At 63.6% G+C, this 17603-nt stretch carries 15 protein-coding genes and 1 tRNA gene; 12 read left to right on the top strand and 4 right to left on the bottom strand.

What is annotated here, in order from left to right; all coding sequences use genetic code 11:
- The first annotated feature begins 683 nt into the window (after positions 1 to 683).
- From AABA51_RS08165 to AABA51_RS08150, 4 genes are all read left to right on the top strand, one after another.
- Complete coding sequence (locus AABA51_RS08165; RefSeq protein ID WP_338276297.1) at positions 684 to 2129, top strand: efflux transporter outer membrane subunit; 1446 nt, start codon at positions 684 to 686, stop codon at positions 2127 to 2129.
- Positions 2130 to 2198: 69 nt separating this feature from the next.
- Complete coding sequence (locus AABA51_RS08160) at positions 2199 to 6065, top strand: ATP-binding cassette domain-containing protein (RefSeq protein WP_338276296.1); 3867 nt, start codon at positions 2199 to 2201, stop codon at positions 6063 to 6065.
- A gap of 1 nt (position 6066) precedes the next feature.
- Entirely contained in the window at positions 6067 to 7251 is a 1185-nt protein-coding gene (locus tag AABA51_RS08155) for an HlyD family efflux transporter periplasmic adaptor subunit (RefSeq protein ID WP_338276294.1), read from the top strand.
- A gap of 9 nt (positions 7252 to 7260) precedes the next feature.
- Positions 7261 to 8109 carry a hypothetical protein gene (locus tag AABA51_RS08150; protein WP_338276292.1) on the top strand — a complete coding sequence of 283 codons (849 nt, stop codon included), beginning with the start codon at positions 7261 to 7263 and terminating at the stop codon, positions 8107 to 8109.
- A gap of 94 nt (positions 8110 to 8203) precedes the next feature.
- Here the strand turns inward: AABA51_RS08150 and AABA51_RS08145 are convergent, their stop codons facing one another.
- The 4 genes from AABA51_RS08145 to AABA51_RS08130 all read right to left on the bottom strand — a co-directional run bounded on the left by AABA51_RS08145 (position 8204) and on the right by AABA51_RS08130 (position 10461).
- On the bottom strand, positions 8204 to 8578 hold the full coding sequence (locus tag AABA51_RS08145) for a hypothetical protein (protein WP_338276290.1): 375 nt from the start codon (positions 8576 to 8578) through the stop codon (positions 8204 to 8206).
- Between the two features lie 57 nt (positions 8579 to 8635).
- Positions 8636 to 9181, bottom strand: a complete 546-nt coding sequence (locus AABA51_RS08140) for a GAF domain-containing protein (RefSeq protein ID WP_338276289.1) — start codon at positions 9179 to 9181, stop codon at positions 8636 to 8638.
- Positions 9178 to 9852 carry an EAL domain-containing protein gene (locus AABA51_RS08135; RefSeq protein WP_338276287.1) on the bottom strand — a complete coding sequence of 225 codons (675 nt, stop codon included), beginning with the start codon at positions 9850 to 9852 and terminating at the stop codon, positions 9178 to 9180. The genes AABA51_RS08140 and AABA51_RS08135 overlap by 4 nt, the downstream gene beginning before the upstream one ends.
- Positions 9853 to 10371: 519 nt before the next feature.
- A tRNA-Ser gene (locus AABA51_RS08130) sits at positions 10372 to 10461 on the bottom strand.
- Positions 10462 to 10640: 179 nt separating this feature from the next.
- Here AABA51_RS08130 and AABA51_RS08125 point away from each other — a divergent pair.
- The 8 genes from AABA51_RS08125 (at position 10641) to AABA51_RS08090 (ending at position 17545) form a co-directional block, all read left to right on the top strand.
- Positions 10641 to 11576: a hypothetical protein gene (locus tag AABA51_RS08125; protein ID WP_338276285.1), complete on the top strand. Its 936-nt coding sequence runs from the start codon at positions 10641 to 10643 to the stop codon at positions 11574 to 11576.
- 200 nt (positions 11577 to 11776) lie between these two features.
- Positions 11777 to 12418: a 50S ribosomal protein L21 gene (locus tag AABA51_RS08120; protein ID WP_338276283.1), complete on the top strand. Its 642-nt coding sequence runs from the start codon at positions 11777 to 11779 to the stop codon at positions 12416 to 12418.
- 11 nt (positions 12419 to 12429) lie between these two features.
- On the top strand, positions 12430 to 12699 hold the full coding sequence (gene rpmA / locus AABA51_RS08115) for a 50S ribosomal protein L27 (protein ID WP_338276281.1): 270 nt from the start codon (positions 12430 to 12432) through the stop codon (positions 12697 to 12699).
- Between the two features lie 157 nt (positions 12700 to 12856).
- Positions 12857 to 13396, top strand: a complete 540-nt coding sequence (locus AABA51_RS08110; protein WP_338276279.1) for a GNAT family N-acetyltransferase — start codon at positions 12857 to 12859, stop codon at positions 13394 to 13396.
- 117 nt (positions 13397 to 13513) lie between these two features.
- Positions 13514 to 14551, top strand: coding sequence for a GTPase ObgE (gene obgE / locus AABA51_RS08105; RefSeq protein ID WP_338276277.1), 1038 nt, complete (start codon positions 13514 to 13516; stop codon positions 14549 to 14551).
- Positions 14539 to 15669, top strand: coding sequence for a glutamate 5-kinase (gene proB, locus AABA51_RS08100; RefSeq protein ID WP_416915993.1), 1131 nt, complete (start codon positions 14539 to 14541; stop codon positions 15667 to 15669). The genes obgE and proB overlap by 13 nt, the downstream gene beginning before the upstream one ends.
- Positions 15669 to 16202: an antibiotic biosynthesis monooxygenase family protein gene (locus tag AABA51_RS08095; RefSeq protein ID WP_338276276.1), complete on the top strand. Its 534-nt coding sequence runs from the start codon at positions 15669 to 15671 to the stop codon at positions 16200 to 16202. The genes proB and AABA51_RS08095 overlap by 1 nt, the downstream gene beginning before the upstream one ends.
- 62 nt (positions 16203 to 16264) lie before the next feature.
- The gene (locus AABA51_RS08090; RefSeq protein WP_338276275.1) at positions 16265 to 17545 is read left to right on the top strand and encodes a glutamate-5-semialdehyde dehydrogenase; all 1281 of its coding nucleotides are present in this window, start codon (positions 16265 to 16267) and stop codon (positions 17543 to 17545) included.
- Positions 17546 to 17603 lie beyond the last annotated feature (58 nt).

Here is a 17603-nt window from a genome sequence, read left to right as displayed (position 1 = left end):
GCGCGGGCAAGACTGTCCGCGCCGCCTTTCCGTGATCCGGCCGTGGTCCCGCTGTTGCGATTGCTGTGCGCTCCCCGTGCTTGTGGGGAGCGCGCGGCACCGCGTTATCTTCACCCTGTCAGGCATGGCGCGCGCCAACCTTGACGTGCTGCGCGATCCCGATCTTTGGATCATTCCGACTGCGTCCGGCTCAATCAGGATGACAGGGCAGGGCAGTCCCACATTCTTCCCGTAAATGGGTCATTCGCGGCGATGGACATAGTCCCGTATTTGTTGGGGGATTCGCCACATTATGGTCTTGCGCAGGGCGGTGGACGCGCCCGGAGTCAACGCCGCGAACACGTGCCGCAGCCTGTCGTGTTAAAATTGGCACAAGCCCAAGTTACTGAAACTCGAAAAATTTCTAATTCGCCGCAACTTTGCTATGGTGCGAAACGTGGCTGGAGTGAATTGCTTGAGAGTTATGCATTTCTTCGAGCGCTCCATCGCCAAGAGACCGACTTACCGAGCAGAAAATACAAACAAAAGATCAAAAGAAAACTAAAGATAATAATAACCAGCCAAGGATTAGTTCGCACAAAGTAAAGTTTGGGTTTTATCCGTGTGGTGTCAGCGATCTGCAACCTGTCTGGAACTGAATAAAAAGACGACGCATGAGGTTGGTGGATTGCATGGTCCGAGGCTTGTCGCTCGCATTGATTTTGGCGGCCTGCTCACCTGTGGGTGATCTGCAGGATATCGACAATGGCCGAAACGAAATCGCGAGCTGGTTTCCAGAGCGTTTTGCCGCTACCGCCACGGACCCTGGGGGGGGCGTCGAGTATTTCTGGTGGCACACCTTCTCGAGCCGTGAGCTCAACAGCGTCGTCCATACCGCGCTCGAGGGAAATTATGACCTTCAAAGTGCTTTGGCGCGGCTTCAGCAGGCCCGCACACAGGTCCTGATCGACAATTCGCAGCGCTTGCCGACGGTGGATTTGTCGCCAAGTCTCGGGATCGACATGCCCGGCGGCGGTATCGGCACGGCGATCGACGGCGGATCGCAGCGCCCGCGCCAGGTCTGGCAGGCCGGTCTCACCGTCAATTACGAGGTCAATCTCCTCGGGCGCGACACCTTCGCCACGCGCGCCGCCTACAACCGGGCGCTCGCCAGCGAATTCGCCCGCGAGGCGCTTGTCGTCAGCCTCGTCAGCGAAGTCGCCCGCACCTATTTCGAAGTGGTGGCCCTGAACGAACGCGTGGCGGTCGCCGAGCGCAATCTCGCGGCGATCACGGCGATCACCCAGGGTCTCCAGGTCCGGCTGGACCGGGGGAATGCGACGCTTGTCGACGTGATCCAGCAACGGATCCTCCAGAACAACACCAGCGCCGAGGTCAACGCCCTGATCTTGCAGCGCGAACAGGTGACCAACCGGCTTGCGACCCTGCTGGGTCTTCCACCCTCGGCGGTCAGTGTCGATGCGATGTCGTTGACGGAAATCGCGCTGCCCTCCGTCGATCCGGGGCTGCCATCGGACCTCTTGTGCCGCCGCCCCGACATCCGGCGGGCCGAGGCGAATTTGGTCAGCGCCCAGCTCGACCTGAGCGCGGCACGGGCAAATCTGTTCCCCTCGATCTCGTTGACCGGGTCCACAGGGCTTGGCAGCCTCGAACTGGCCGATATCCTGTCGCCGCGCAGCATCTTCGTGAATTCCTCGGCCACGCTGATCCAGACCGTTTTCGACGGCGGCCGCAGGGAGGCCGAAGTCGAACTGGCGACCGGCCGCAACCGGGAATTGTTGGCCGATTACGCCAATACGGTCGTCACGGCCCTGCGCGAGGTCGAGGATGCCTTGACCGGCGTGGATTTGACGACACGCCAATACCTGGCGCTGCGCGATGCCAGCGATCTTGCCCAGCAAATGCTGGATTTGAGCGTTTCTTCCGTCGAACGCGGCGGTCTCGACTATTTTCAGTTATTGGAAATTCAGCGCACGGTTCTGCAAACGCAGGACCGCGAAATCGTTGCGCGGCTCGGTCAACTACAAGCCTCTGTGGATTTGGTAAAGGCGCTTGGCGGCACATTGGCGGCCGCCCCGCCCGAGGATTGTGTTGAAGATCCGTCTTCGAATGCGCAAGGTGAACTTTAGCAAAGCGTAGAAATGGCAAAGCGTTTTCGAAAACTGAGGTTGTTTCCGCGTGTCGACGCAGCGCCCGGAATGGGCGATGCGGCCCTTCCGGGGCGTGGGGCAATCATTGCCGGCTCGCTCGTGATCAACATTCTCGGCCTCGCCTTTCCACTCTTCATGCTGCAGGTCTATGACCGGATCTTGCCATTCCGGTCCACCGACACGCTGTTCGTCATGGCGGTCGGCGTTTTCATCGCGCTCTGCTTCGAGGCATATCTCAGATATTGTCGCGCCGAGATCTCCAACCAGCTGTCCGCGAAATTCGAACATGGCGCGACGCTGAAACTGATGGCACGCAACCTTGCGCGGCCCTTGAATGAAACCGAATGGGCCGGTCCCGGACGGCTGATGGAAAGCTTCCGATCGATCTCGAACCTCAAATCCTATTATGCGGGCCAGAATTTCCAGCAGATCCTCGATCTGCCTTTCGTCTTGATCTACATCGCCGTCGCCGCCGCCATCAGCCCGGTCATCGGTGCCAGCATCATCGTCGGCTACGTCTGTTTCGCGGTGGCCTCTCTCGTGTTCCTGCGGTCCTTTTCGAGACTGTCGCATGACCACAAGGAACTCGAGGCGCGCCGGACGAATTTCCTCACGGAAACCTTCAAGAATGCGCACACGCTGAAATCGCTCGCGATGGAAGCCACCATCATGCGCCGCTACGAACGTCTGGCGCGGGCCTCGGCCGAATACCACGCCAAGATGACGCGGTTGATCGAAGGAACCTCGATCATCGGGACGACATTCTCGGCGCTCCTGTCGGCCACGGCGATCTCGCTCGGGGCCTATCTGTCGATCGAAGGGCAGATCACCAACGGCGAATTGGCGGCGATCATCTTGTTGACCCTGCGCTGTGCGGCACCCGTGCAGCGCTTTGGCAGCCTCTTCGTGCGTCAGTTGCAAGATACGGCGCTCAGCGACAGGCTGGCCGAAGAAATCATGGAGCAGGCCCAGCCACGTCCCGGGATGCCGGGGCAGGGGGAAGGCCAATCCGATCCCGCAGCACCTGCCGCCTTGCCCCGCGTGGTGTTCCGGGATGTCACCGCGACCTTCAAATCGACAGATCGCGAAATCCTGTCTGCGTGCAATTTCGTGTTCAATGCCGGGGAATTCGTCGTGTTGACCGGACCAAGCGGCTCGGGGCGCTCCACGGTTCTCGAATTGATCGCGGGTTTCATCGAGCCGACAAAGGGCGAGGTGCGCTTCGAATGTCCGGCCGGGTCCGCCTGGACCGACCTCAAGTCGCCGCCGCGTCTGGGTTATCTTTCGGCGACCAGCGAATTTTTCGACGGAACGCTCCTCGACAACGTCTCCCTTTTCGAAAGCGTTGATGTCGATGCGGTGCGCGATCTGTCGCGCCGCATGGGCGCCGACGAGATCATCTCGCGCTTGCCTTATGGTCTGAATACCGGTGTGGGCGACAAGGTCGTGGAAATCCTGCCCGCGGGCTGGTCAAAGCACATCATGGCCGTGCGGGCCTTTGCCAGCGGTCTCGACATCGTCCTGATCGACAATGCCACGGTGGATTTCGACGTGGCCCAGGAACGCAAGTTCCGCAACTTCCTCGCCTCGATGAAGGGCAAGGTCACGATCATCCTCGTTTCCGACAAGGCCGATTACAGCGATCTGGCCGACAGGATCTGCGTCGTGGACGGCGGGCGGCTGCAATATGCAGAGGATTTTTCCTACAAGGATGGCGCCTTCAGCAGACTTCCCTTGCGGCGCGGGGCAGAGGTGCTGGCGGCCGAAGCGGATCTCGTTCCGACCCTGTCGGGCCCTGCGGCGATGCGCCAGCATCTGCCCAACGTCCTGAAACAGGTCTTCAAGACCCAGAACCAGGTGTCGGCTTGTTTTCCGGCCCTGCTCGAAGCGGTCGATTTCAACGGATCGGTCCGCGACGTGTTCGAGGCGCTGCCCTATTTCGAGGACGAGCTGACCTTCGACGATCTCAACAATTCCATGGCGCGTCTCGGCTTTCGCATCGAAGAGCGCCGGGCGCGCATCGACCGGCTCGATCCACGTCTCTTGCCCTGTCTTTTCGTTCCCCCGGATCGGCCCGCCCTTGTGGTCGAGAACCGTGACGGCAGCTGCAGCGCCCATGACGGGACCAGGGACTGCGACATCGCCGATCTTCCCCAATCCGCGCGGCTGGGCACCATCTACCGGTATCATTCCAAATCCACGGCTGATGCCGAGGTGCAGGACTGGGTCGTGTCGATCTTCCGGCGCTTCTCCTCGCTGATCCCCAGCCTGTTCTTCATCGGCACCCTGCATGCCGGGCTGACGCTGGCCAGCCCGCTCTTTCTCATTCTGGTCTATGGCAGCGTCATTCCTTCGGGATCGTTGATCTTTCTCGCCGAACTCTACATCGGCGTTGTGCTGACGGTCCTCATCGGCTTCTTCGCCCTTCGGCAAAAGGCGTCGATCCTCGCCTTCATTTCCGGTCGCGTCGACTACCTGATGAGCACGTCGATCCTGTCGCGCGTCCTGGCGATGCCATCGGCCTATACCGAACGTGCCTCGATCGGGTCGCAATACGCGCGGCTGCGCGGGTTCGAGGGGCTGCGCGATGTCTTTCACAGCCCGATCGGATCGCTTTTCGTGGATCTGCCCTCGACACTTGTGGTGGCGGCCGCCCTCTTCGTGATCAACCCGCTGGCGGCGCTGGTCTTTGCGGGGGCCGTGACGCTTTACGTCGTGACCTACAAATTCATGCTGCCAAGGGTCTCCGATGCGGTGAGCCTTGCTGCCAGCGCCTCCGCCGCCCGCAACGAATTCCTCATCGAGACGATCTTCAAGCTGCGCTCGATCCGCGAGATCGGCGGCGCGAGCATCTGGCTGGAGCGCATGAGGGGCATTTCCGCCCATGCGGTCGATGCCTCGTCCAAGGCGGCATCGCTGGCTGCCGTCAATTACTCGATCGGTCACCTTATCATGACCACGGCGGGTCTTGCCATCGTGGCGATCTCCATCCCGTCGGTCTGGGCCGGGACCGCATCTCCGGTCGTGCTGATCGTATCCATGACGCTCATGTGGCGGGTTCTGAACCCCGCGCAGATGGTGTTTTCCAACCTCACGAGGGTCGAAGGGCTCAATGCCGCCAAGCGCCAGATCAACTCGCTCATGCAGGTGCGCCCGGAACGCCCCATGGCCTTCAACTATGCATCCAGCATCGCCCTGAAAGGTGGCGTGGAGTTTTCCAAGGTCTCCTTCCGCTATTCGCCGCAGGCCGATCCCTCCCTGCTCAGCGTCGATTTCAAGCTCGAACCGGGGCAGATCCTCGCGGTCGGGGGGGCGAATGGCGCGGGCAAATCAACCCTGATGTCGCTGATCCTCGGCATGTACCGCCCGCAGGCGGGCTCCATCATGTTCGACGCCATCGACAGCCGACAGATCGACCCGTTCAAGATCCGCCGTTCGATCGGCTATGCGCCCGCGCAGGCCCAGATGTTTCGCGCGACGATCCTGCAGAACGTGATGTTCTCGCGCCCCGACGCCTCCATGGACCAGATCTGGAGCGCGCTGGAAATGTCGGGGGCCGCCGAGGGTATCCGGGCGCTGTCGCAGGGGCTCGACCACCGGCTCGGGGATGGTCGCAATGAATTGCCTTTCAGCCTCGTATCGCAGATATCGCTTGCGCGGGCCTATCTCAGCGAGGGTCCGCTGCTCTTGCTGGATGAACCGACCCGCGGCCTGTCGCCGGAAAACGAGCAGCTGTTTCTCAAGGTTCTCGACACGATGCGGGGCAAGAAGACGATCATTTTCAGTTCCCACCGGATCAGCGAGCTTCGACGCGCCGACAAGGTTCTCCTGCTCGACAAGGGCTATGTGCGTGCCTTCGCGCCACCGCGCGAGATTTTCCGCGACCCGGCCGCATCCATGAGCAACAGTGCCTGACATGCAGCGCAACACGCAAAACACCCGGCTCGGCAACAAGATGTCGGTGCACATCTCCAAGGCCATCGAGCTGGAGGAGGGCAAGGGCTCTCGCTTTGCGCGCGGTGTCATGTGGCTGGGCCTTGTGACCATCATCGTCTTCTTCGTCTGGGCCTATTTCGCCCGGCTCGAGGTTGTCGCCGTGTCCTCCGGCGAAGTCCTGCCCGCGGGCTCCGTCCAGGTGCTGCAGCATATCGACGGTGGCAGGCTCTCCGCGATCCATGTGGCTGACGGGGATCTGGTGACCGAGGGCCAAGCCCTGATCGAATTCAACAACGTGCGGGTCCTGTCCGAATACCAGGCCTTTCTGGCCCGCTACTGGTCGCTCTATGTCCGCACCGAACGGCTGCGCGCGCTGGCGTTCGACCGCGAGCCGGATTTTTCCTCCGTCCCGCCCGGCCACGAGGAACTGATCGCCGAGGAAATGCTCCTGCTGGCCGTCGCGCGGGACCAGCGCAGCGAGCTCGAAAGTCAGGTAGAGACGCTGAGCGGCATTTTCGCCATCCAGAGCGATCTGGCGAGCGATCAACTCGTGGCCCGTGTGCAGGTTCTCGATGCCGAGCGCGCGTTCCGGGATGCGCAGCTCGAATTGCTGAACTTCACCCGTGGCACGCTCGACGAGCTGAACGAGGCATCCGCCGAAATTTCCGAGATCCAGGAACAACTCTCCGAGCTCGAGGATCGTCTCACCCGCACGGTCCTGGTGTCCCCGGTCAACGGGATCGTTCAGGAATTGAATTACAGAACCATCGGTGGCGTGGTGCCGCCGGGTGAGACCGTGATGAACATCGTGCCCGTCGACGACCGGATGGAGGCCGAGTTGCGCGTCTCGCCCACCGATATCGGGTTCATCCGGGTTGGCCAGCCGGTCAACGTGAAGATTGGCACCTATGACTTCATGCGCTACGGCACCATCCCGGGCCAGGTGGCCCTGGTGTCGCCCTTCAGTTCTGTCGACGAACAGGGCCTTCCGTATTTCCGGGTCGTCGTCGGTCTTGAGGGTGATACGATGCCCTCGGATTCCGAAAAGGTGATCCGGCCCGGCATGACCGTGCAGGCCGATATCGTGCTCGATAGCCAGACGGTTCTGGAATATCTCATGCGGCCTCTCGTGGTCGCCTTCCGCGAAGGTCTCGGCGAAAGATAGGGGCAGGGCATGGGCAAGCTGGCGCTCCGGGCGATCAAGCAGCTCTTTTGCGCCTCGGGCGGGCTTGTCTCGCTCGGCTGCGCGCTCTGCGTCCTGTGGGCATCCACGGGCCTTGCGCGGGCGCAGGACAGGGCCGCGCAAACGGGCTTCACGCTCTCCGAAACATCGGCCGCCGCATGGGTCCTGCGCTTCGATGCCGCGATCTCGCCGGCCTTGGCGCAAGACATCGACGCCTTCGCCGATCGCTTCGCCCTGCTCGAGCAGCGGCCCGTCCTGATCGCATTGCTCGGCTCCTCCGGGGGGGATGCCTATGCCGCCATGCAGATCGGCACCCGCCTGCGCGCGCTCGATGCCCATGTCTTCGTGACCAGCAGTTGCGACAGCGCCTGTCTCTTCGTGCTGGCCTCGGGCGTCTTTCGCAGTGCACCGGCCTTTTCCGTCGGCATTCACCGCGCTCAGGTGACGCGGTCCTCCGGCGCGCCCATGTCTCAGGATGGGTCCGCCCCGATCCCCGCCGACACGCTGCGCGACCTCATGGGCAGGTTCGAGCGTGACGCCGTGGCCTATCTCGGGCGGATGGGCGTCGATGCGGGCCTCGTGGCGCTGATGCAGGGCATCGACACCACCCATGTCCGGCGCCTGTCCGAACAGGATCTGATCGCGCGGGGGGTGATCGGTCTGGATGCGGAATACCGCGCGGCGCAGGCGGCCCGTCTTGTTCCGCTGCTGCGGGATGCGCCGACGCCTGACGAAATCGGGGCGCTGATCCGCTCGATCGGCAGCCACTGCGGCCTCCATTTCGGCAGGCCTGCCGCGTTTGCCGATTGCCACCTGCGCCGGCTTTTCGTCGGAGGTTGACGCCGGTCCCAGCTCCTGCCGCTTTCGCAGGATTGTGGCTGCATGGACGTATCGGCCGGCGCTACGCCCCGTTAAAGCCGGCCTGTTCCACCTGTCATTGAACCCCTGGGCAGAATTTGTAGATCGACCCGTTCCCCGCGCCATAGCCCTCGTAGGCGGAATAGACGGTCAGTCCCGGCCCCTCCATCGTGGATGTGCTGGCGATGAAAAAGCGCTGTGCCCCCATGTCCTCGCCCTCCGCGCTGCAGGTCGTGTCGAGCAAGAAGGCATCCATCCGCTCCACACCGGTCGCGCCCGTGATTTGGCAATAGGTTTCATGCCGTCCGACCCAACCATCCCCGATCTGGAAATAATTGTCCGAAAGCGCACCGCAATTCGCGCCAAGGGGCACATAGAGCCCTTGGTAGATCTCCGCATGTGCGCCCTGCGCCGCAAAGAGGGTCAGAAAGGTACAAATGAGCTTTTTCATGGGCTTTCCTCCGTCAAATCTGCACGCCTGTCTTCTGCGCACCCGCCTGCGGCCGGGTCACGCGCGATCCGGGTTGAGAAGACCGGTGAGCAGCATGGTCGATTTCTGCAGCAAATGCCTGTTCAAGATGGCATCGGCCGCGATCTTGGCCAGCCCTGTCAGGATCTTCCTCTGGGTCTCGGACAGCGCGGATCGTTCGGAATAATCCAGGAGGCAAAGCGCACCGATGGTCTGTCCCTTGATGATGATCGGCGCACCGCAATAATACCGAAGATGGAAATCCCCCGTGACCAGCGGATTGTCGCGAAATCTCGCGTCAGACAGGGGATCGGTGATCTCAAGGATCTGGTCCGACATGACCGTGTAATTGCAGAACGCAATACCACGGTCGGTCTCGCACACATTCAAGCCATGATGGCTCTTGAACCATTGCCGCGTTTCATCGACCAACGAAATCGTCACGCTCGGCACATCGAATATCATGGATGTCAGCGCCGTGATGTCGTCGAACTTGCGTTCTTCGATCGTGTCGAGGATGGACATTTCCTTCAGTACGGAAATCCGGCTGGCCTCGTCGGGAGAGAGGGGAAAGGATGTGCTCATAGCAGCTCCTCCACCGGGGCGGGTCGATGAAAGACGAAGCCTTGAAATGTGGTGAAGCCAACGCCCACCAGCGCCTTCAGATGCGCGTCATCCTCCACACCTTCCACCACATGGTCCTTTCCCAGCAGGTTCAGCAGATCCAGCACATGCGCCAGAACCTGCAATTTCTGGGGGCGCTCCTGCAATCCGAGTGTCAGTTTCCTGTCGATCTTGACGATGTCGAAGTCATAATCGGCGAAAACGGATATCCCGTTGAGGCCAGTGCCGAAATCATCCAGTGCCAGTTTAACGCCATGCCTTTTCAGATCCAGAAGAACGGCGTTGATCTCGTCCGGGGGCGGCATGGGCCTGAGTTCCGTGAACTCCAGAACGAGGGGTGTTGCATATCTGTTGACCGCCTCGATCAGCAATTCCTTGAGCCGATCGTCAAGCCAGGTGCAATTGTCGACATTGACCGAGCAAGCAGTGCCGGAATTTTCGTAAACCCGCGCGGCGATCTCGATCTGGTTGACCGTTATCTCCATGCTTTTTTCGGGGCTTATTTTCAGGAAGAATTCTTCAAGGCTGGGCCCGCCGGGATTTGGGCCCAAGCGTGTCAAAAGCTCCCGCTTGAGGATGGTTCCGTCCGCGCCAACGATGTTCTGATAGTAGGTTTCCACCATTTCCGGCATCGCCGCGCCCCCATTTCCCGCCAAATTTCGACCCTGTCAGACACTCGCCCCCTCAGGACAGGCCGAAAGTCAAAAAAGCGTTTATCCGCGCGCTTCTGCCGGAATGCTCCCTCTTTTCGTAGGGATGCGTCAATAGCAATATTTGACCCCATCAATCTCGCTAGGCGTGCGGAGCAAACTAAAGTTGCGCATCCGGCGAATCGGACTCCGAATTGTGCAATTTACCTGTCTGCTTGTGAGGTGCGTGGTTTCGCCATCCGGTCGGCCGATGCCTCGCGTTGTCTTGAGACAACAATTGGATTTAAGCCGATGAAAAGGGGCAAAAGCCAGCTAGCCCTGCCCGGGAAGTTTCCATCCCTTTGGTCGCGCAAATTCCTCACGATGGATGCGCTGGACGGCGCGGAAAAACCTCGGCTTTCAGGCATGAAAGGCGCGCCGCCCCTCGCACGATGACTGTCGGGTGGGGCAGGCGGCCTGTGGTTGCGACCAAAACAGCCTTTGTCGGAAGGTAATGGAAAGTGGCGGAGAGACAGGGATTCGAACCCTGGGTGGGCTTGCACCCACAACGGTTTTCGAGACCGCCCCGTTCGACCGCTCCGGCACCTCTCCGCGCTTCGGGTCAGGGTCAGTGGCGCGGATTTAGCGGCCATGACGGACCGGCGCAAGGGGGCATCGGCGATTGCCGACGGGCAAGGCTCCGCTCACGATCGCGACAGGTGGGGCAGGGGTGGTGGAAATCCCCCCGCCTTCACGCCATCTACAGCTCACAGGCCAAAAAGGTGAGACCCGTGACCATGTCCCTGACCCGATCCGTTCTCCGACCCTTCGCGCTGGCGCTCGCCTTGCCCGTCCTGGCAGGTCCCGCCGCGCAGGCACAGTCCCAGGCACAGGCCCAGATACAGGCCCAGACACAGGTCGAGGCGCAAGGCCAGATCGACCCCACGACCGCGCTCGCCGAAACCGCGCCCGAGCTGCGCGCGCTTCTGGCCGACATGGGCTTTTACCAGATCCTCGAGGTCATGTCCGCCGAAGGCATCGCCGGCGGCCCCGAGATGGAGGCCGACATGTTCCCCGGTCGCGGTGGCGCGGCCTGGGCCGCGGTGGTGGCAGGCATCTATTCCGCCGATCGCATGGCGCGCGATTTCGAGGCGGCGCTGCCGCTCGACCGGCTGACGCCCGAGCATATCGACACGCTGCGCGCCTTCTATGCCACCGACATCGGCGCGCGCGTCGCCGCCGGAGAGCTGGCCGCGCGCCAATCCTTCCTCCAACCCGGGGTGGAGGAGGCCGCGGGCGAGCTTGCCGCCAGCCGCGCCGCCGAGGATCATCCCCGCATCGCGCTTCTGACCGAATTCATCGCCGTCAACGACCTGGTGGAGCTCAACGTCTCCGGCGCGCTGAATTCCAATTTCGCCTTCTACCGGGGCCTGTCCGACGGCGGCGCCTTCGCCCAACCCATCCCCGAGGACCTGATGCTGACCGAGGTCTGGGGGCAGGAGGCCGAAATCCGGGCCGATCTGACCGAATGGCTCTATGCCTACCAGACGCTCGCCTATGACGATCTCGAAGATGCCCAGTTGCGCGCCTATATCGACCTGACCGCGACCGAAGCCGGGCAGGCGCTGAACGCCGCACTTTTCGCCGGTTTCGCAGCCCTCTTCGACAGCATCAGCTATGATCTCGGGGTCGCGGCGGCGCATTTCATTTCGGGCGAGGAAACCTGAACGAATTCCGCCGATCCGCCTTGACAGCATGACCCGGTTGAGGCATTGGGCGGGCTCCTTGCGCAGCCGGATGTGGCGCGCGGGGGATCATTGACCAACCGCCCCGATCCGGGGGCGCGCAGCCCGAGGCGGGGACAGACCCCTCCAACACCTGCATCGCAGGGGCCACAGGGCGCGGGAACAAGAAGGAACAGATTGCGATGTTCGCAGTCCTCAAGACCGGCGGCAAACAGTACCGCGTTCAGGCAGGCGATGTCCTGCGCGTGGAAAAGCTGGCCGCAGCGGCGGGTGACACCGTCCAGTTCAACGAGATCCTGATGCTCGGCGGAGACACGCCGACCATCGGCAGCCCGATGATCACGGGCGCGGCCGTCCAGGCCACCGTGATCGACCAGATCAAGGGCGAAAAGCTGATCCATTACGTCAAGCGCCGCCGCAAGCATTCGTCGCAGCGCAAGAAGGGTCACCGCCAGAAGCTGACGCTCGTGCGCATCACCGACATCCTCGCCTCGGGCGCGGAAAAGTCGGGCGTGAAAGCCGCGATCGGCGCAGGTTCGGCCCCCGCCGAAGCCGCTGCCGCCCCCGCAGCCAAGCCCGCCAAGGCCAAAGCCGCCAAGGCCGAGGCGCCCGCTGCCGCAGCAGGTGGCGATGACCTCAAGAAGCTCTCGGGCGTCGGCCCGGCGCTGGAAAAGAAACTGATCGAGGCGGGCGTCACCAGCTTTGCCCAGATCGCCGCCTGGGGCGCCGAAGATATCGCCGCCTTCGACGAGAAACTGAACTTCAAGGGCCGGATCGAGCGCGAAGGCTGGGTCGAACAGGCCAAGACGCTGGCGCAGGGCTGAGGAGAGGATAGATGGCACATAAAAAAGCAGGTGGTAGCTCCCGCAACGGTCGCGACTCGGCTGGCCGTCGCCTCGGCATCAAGAAGTTCGGCGGTCAGGAAGTGATCCCCGGCAACATCATCGTGCGTCAGCGCGGCACTGCATGGCACCCCGGCGCGGGCGTCGGCATGGGCAAGGACCACACGATCTTTGCCGTCGTCGAAGGCCGCGTCTCCTTTGCCAAGGGGATGAAGGGCCGTACCTTCGTCTCCGTGCTCCCGCAGGCCGAGGCCGCCGAGTAACGCCGCATCCCGACAGGATCACGAAGTTTCCAAGGGGCCGGCCGAAAAAGCCGGCCCTTTCTCTTTTTCGTCATCTTCTTGTGGCACGGGGCGTTCACGCCCACGTGGAAGGGCAGGGGAAGATGTCGCGCGTCCGGTCTTGAGGAGGGCCGTACCCATGAAACAGGAAACCATCGCGGCCCAGGCCGTCATCGAAGCGCCCCGGATGCTGTTGCGCCCCTTGCGCGCCTCCGACACGGGCCTTCTGGCCATGTATGCGGGCGACCGCCGCGTGGCCGAGATGACCTCGACCATTCCCCATCCCTATCCGCCGGGTGCGGCCGAGGCCTATATCGCCCGCGTCACCAGCCCCACCACGACCGAGGTTGTCTGGGCGCTCGATGCCACCGACATGGGCGGCGCGGAACTGATGGGGGTGATCGGCCTCAAGCAGATGGATCGCGGCCAATCCGAAATCGGCTATTGGGTCGCGCCCGCCATGTGGAACACGGGCTTCGCTTCCGAGGCGGTGCGCGCCCTCGTGTCGGCGAATCCCCTTGGCAACCAGACGATCTTTGCCAGCGTCTTTCAGGACAATCCGGGCTCTGCGCGGGTCCTGACCAATGCCGGTTTCGATTACCTTGGCGATGCCGAGACCTTTTCGGTCGCGCGCAATGCAAAGGTTGCGACCTGGACCTATTTGAAACGTCTCGCATAAGGGCGTAAGGACGGGTCAAGTGATGCGCGCCCGGGGGTTTTGCACCCCCGGACCCCCGCAGGATATTTGTGAAACAGAGAAGGCGCGGACCGGGCAACCGGCGCGGTCGGTGATGCGATGAAATTCCTGGACCTCGCCAAGGTCTACATCCGATCCGGCGGCGGCGGCGGCGGCTGCGTGTCCTTCCGGCGCGAGAAATTCGTGGAATTCGGCGGCCCCGATGGTGGCGACGGCGGACGCGGCGGCGATGTCTGGGCCGAGGCCGTGGACGGGCTGAACACGCTCATCGATTTCCGCTACCAGCAGCATTTCTTCGCCAAGAACGGCCAGCCCGGCATGGGCCGGCAGCGCACCGGCAAGGATGGCGACGACATCATCCTGCGCGTTCCCGCAGGCACGGAGATCCTGGAGGAGGATCAGGAAACCGTCGTGGCCGATCTGACCGAGGTGGGTCAACGCTTTCTTCTGGCCAAGGGCGGCAATGGCGGCTGGGGCAACCTGCATTTCAAGACCGCCACGAACCAGGCCCCGCGCCGCGCCAATGCCGGCCAGGAGGGGGTGGAGCGCACGCTCTGGCTCCGGCTGAAACTCATCGCCGATGTGGGTCTTCTGGGCCTGCCCAATGCGGGCAAATCGACCTTTCTCGCCGCGACCTCCAATGCACGGCCCAAGATCGCGGATTACCCCTTCACCACGCTGCATCCCAACCTGGGCGTCGTGGGCGTGGACAATGCGGAATTCGTCGTGGCCGACATTCCCGGCCTGATCGAGGGCGCACATGAGGGCAGGGGCCTTGGCGATCTTTTCCTTGGCCATGTCGAACGCTGCGCGGTGCTCTTGCACCTGATCGACGGCACGGCGGATGACGTGGTGGCCGATTACGACACGATCATCGGCGAGCTCGAGGCTTATGGCGGCGAATTGGTCGACAAGCCGCGCCTGACCGTGCTGAACAAGATCGATGCCCTGACCGAGGAGGAGATCGCGGAAAATCGCGCGGCCCTCGAAGAGGCCTCGGGCGGTTCCGTCATGACCATGTCGGGCGTCGCCCGCACCGGCCTGATCGAGGTGTTGCGCGCGCTGCGCTCCCATATCGACAAGGACCGGCTCAGGATGCGCGAGGGCCGCGAGGAGCCGCAAAAGTGGCAACCCTGACCGCAACGACTGTGCCCCGGCTTGCCGACATCAGGCGGCTGGTGGTCAAGATCGGCTCGGCCCTTCTGGTCGATGGCACGAGTGGCGCGCTCCGCGCCGATTGGCTGCGCGCCATGGCCGAAGATGTGGCCATGCTCAAGGCGCGCGGGCTTGACGTGATCCTCGTCTCCTCCGGCTCCATCGCGCTCGGGCGTGGCGTCCTTGGTCTCGGGCGTGGCGCGCTGTCGCTCGACGAGGCGCAGGCCGCCGCCGCCGTGGGCCAGATCCGCCTTGCCCGCGCCTGGGAAGAGGCGCTCGCCCCCCATGGCATCGTGACCGCGCAGATCCTGCTCACGCTCGACGACAGCGAGGACAGGCGGCGCTATCTCAACACGCGCGCCACCTTCGCGGCCCTCTTGGGCAAGGGCGTCGTGCCCATCGTGAACGAGAATGACACGATCGCCACCGACGAGATCCGCTACGGCGACAACGACCGGCTTGCCGCCAATGTCGCCGTCATGGCCGGGGCCGAGGGCTGTGTGCTCCTGTCCGATGTCGACGGGCTCTATACCGCCAACCCGCGCGAGGATGCGACCGCGCGCCACCTGCCCGTGATCGACCGCATCACGCCCGAGATCGAGGGGATGGCAGGCGACGCCGGCACCGGCCTCAGCAAGGGCGGCATGAAGACCAAGGTCATGGCCGCGCGCACCGCCACCGCCGCAGGCTGCGCCATGGCCATCACCGAGGGCTCGACGCTCCGCCCCCTCAGCGCGCTCGAACAGGGCGCGCGCGCCACCTGGTTCACCGCAACCCTCGATCCCCAGACCGCGCGCAAACGCTGGATTTCCGCGATGAAACCGCGCGGCGCGCTGCGCCTTGATGCGGGCGCGGTCGGGGCCTTGGGGCAGGGCAAATCGCTTTTGCCTGCCGGTGTCGCCTCCGTCATCGGCGATTTCCAGCGCGGCGATCCGGTCACCCTCGAAGGGCCGGACGGCGCGCGGCTCGGCCTCGGCCTGTCGCGCTACACCGCGGAGGAGGCGCGCGCCATCGCAGGCCACCGCTCCGACGAGATTGCCGCGATCTTGGGCTATCCTGGGCGCGCAGCGCTCGTTCACCGCGACGACATGGCCTTCTGATGCATTGCCTCTTTTTCGACGTCCTGCCCAAGCCCGGCCATATGGCGCATTACTTCGACCATGTGGCGCGGCTCAAACCGGTGCTCGCCGCGCACGACGGTCTTGTCTTTCTCGACCGCTACCGCCCGCTTGACGACGCGGACGCGCTCCTGTCGCACCAGCTCTGGGCCGATGAGGCGGCCATCGCCAAATGGCGCGCGGATGCCACCCACCGCGCCAGCCAATCGGCGGGCCGCAAGATCCATTTCGACAGCTACCGCATCCGCGTGGGCGAAGAGATCGCGCAAGACCAGGCCAGCCTCGAGACAGGCCGCTTCCTTCTGGCCGCCTATGGCAGCGCCCCCGCCACTCTCCCCGGCGCGCGCAGCTATGAAAGCGTCAACCACGAAGGGCGCTTCGTCACGCTCGCAAGCCACGACCAACTGGGTGCGGCCGCCCGGGCCGCCGCCGCCAGCGGAGCGCCGCAAACCCGCCTCTTCCGCATCCTGCGCGACTACACCCTGACCGATAGGGCCGAGGCACCGCAGCCCTGACCCCTTCATCTTTCCACAAATATGCCTATCCTGCCCCCTCCCTCCGCGCCCAAAGGCCAGACATGAACGACCAGACCCCCGACAGCGCCACCGACATCCCCGCCCTGATGCAGGCGATGGGGCAGCGCGCCCGCGCGGCGGCGGCCGATCTCGCCTTCGCGTCGCCCGAGGCCAAGCGCCGGGCGCTCGAGGCTGCGGCCGATATCGTGACCGCGCGCCTGCCCGATATCCTTGCCGCCAATGCGCAGGACATGGCCTTTGGCCGCGACAAGGGCCTGTCGCCCGCCATGCTCGACCGGTTGGAGCTGACCGAAGACCGGATCGCCGCCATCACCGCAGGGCTGCGCGCCGTCGCGGCACAAGATGATCCGGTGGGCGCCGTCATCGCGGAATGGGACCGGCCCAATGGCCTCCATATCCAGCGCGTCCGCACGCCTCTGGGGGTCGTGGGCGTGATCTATGAAAGCCGCCCCAACGTGACGGCGGATGCGGGCGCGCTCTGCCTCAAATCCGGCAATGCCGTCATCCTGCGCGGCGGCTCCGAAAGCTTCCATTCCTCGGGGATCTTGGTCGAAGCCTTGCGCGCGGGCCTGCATGCGGCCGACCTGCCCGAGGATGCGATCCAGCTTGTCCCCACCCGCGACCGGGCCGCCGTGCGCGAACTTCTGACCATGACCGACTACGTCGACGTGATCGTCCCCCGTGGCGGCAAGGGGCTTGTCGGCCTCGTTCAGGCCGAGGCGCGCGTGCCCGTCTTCGCCCATCTCGAAGGCATCTGCCACGTCTACATCGACCGCGCCGCCGATCCCGAAACCGCGCTCAAGGTCACGCTCAACGCCAAGACCCGGCGCACGGGCATCTGCGGGGCCGCCGAATGCCTGCTCATCCACCGCGATGTGGTGGACAGTATCGGGCAGGGCGTGATCCGCGCGCTTCTCGATGCGGGCGTCGAGGTGCGCGGCGATGCGACACTGCAATCCATTCCCGGCGTCACGCCCGCACAAGAGGACGATTGGGGCCGCGAATTCCTCGACATGATCATCGCCGCCCGCGTGGTCGAGGATATCGACGCAGCCATCGCCCATATCCGCCGCTACGGCTCCAGCCATACCGAAAGCATCCTGACCGAGGATGACGCGGCGGCCCACCGTTTCTTCCAGCGGCTCGACAGCGCCATCCTGATGCGCAACGCCTCGACCCAATTCGCCGATGGCGGGGAATTCGGCATGGGGGCCGAGATCGGCATCGCCACCGGCAAGATGCATGCGCGCGGTCCCGTGGGGGCCGAACAGCTGACCTCGTTCAAATACCTCGTGACCGGGCAGGGGACGACCCGCCCCTAGGACGATCGCCTGCCCCCTGTCCGGCGCAAACCCCGAATTTTCCCACGGAAATTCGTTC

It is taken from the genome of Roseicyclus marinus (assembly GCF_036322625.1).
Lineage (GTDB): Bacteria > Pseudomonadota > Alphaproteobacteria > Rhodobacterales > Rhodobacteraceae > Roseicyclus > Roseicyclus marinus_A.
Note: the sequence above shows the minus strand (reverse complement) of the source record. Positions and strands in the feature narration are given on the sequence as shown.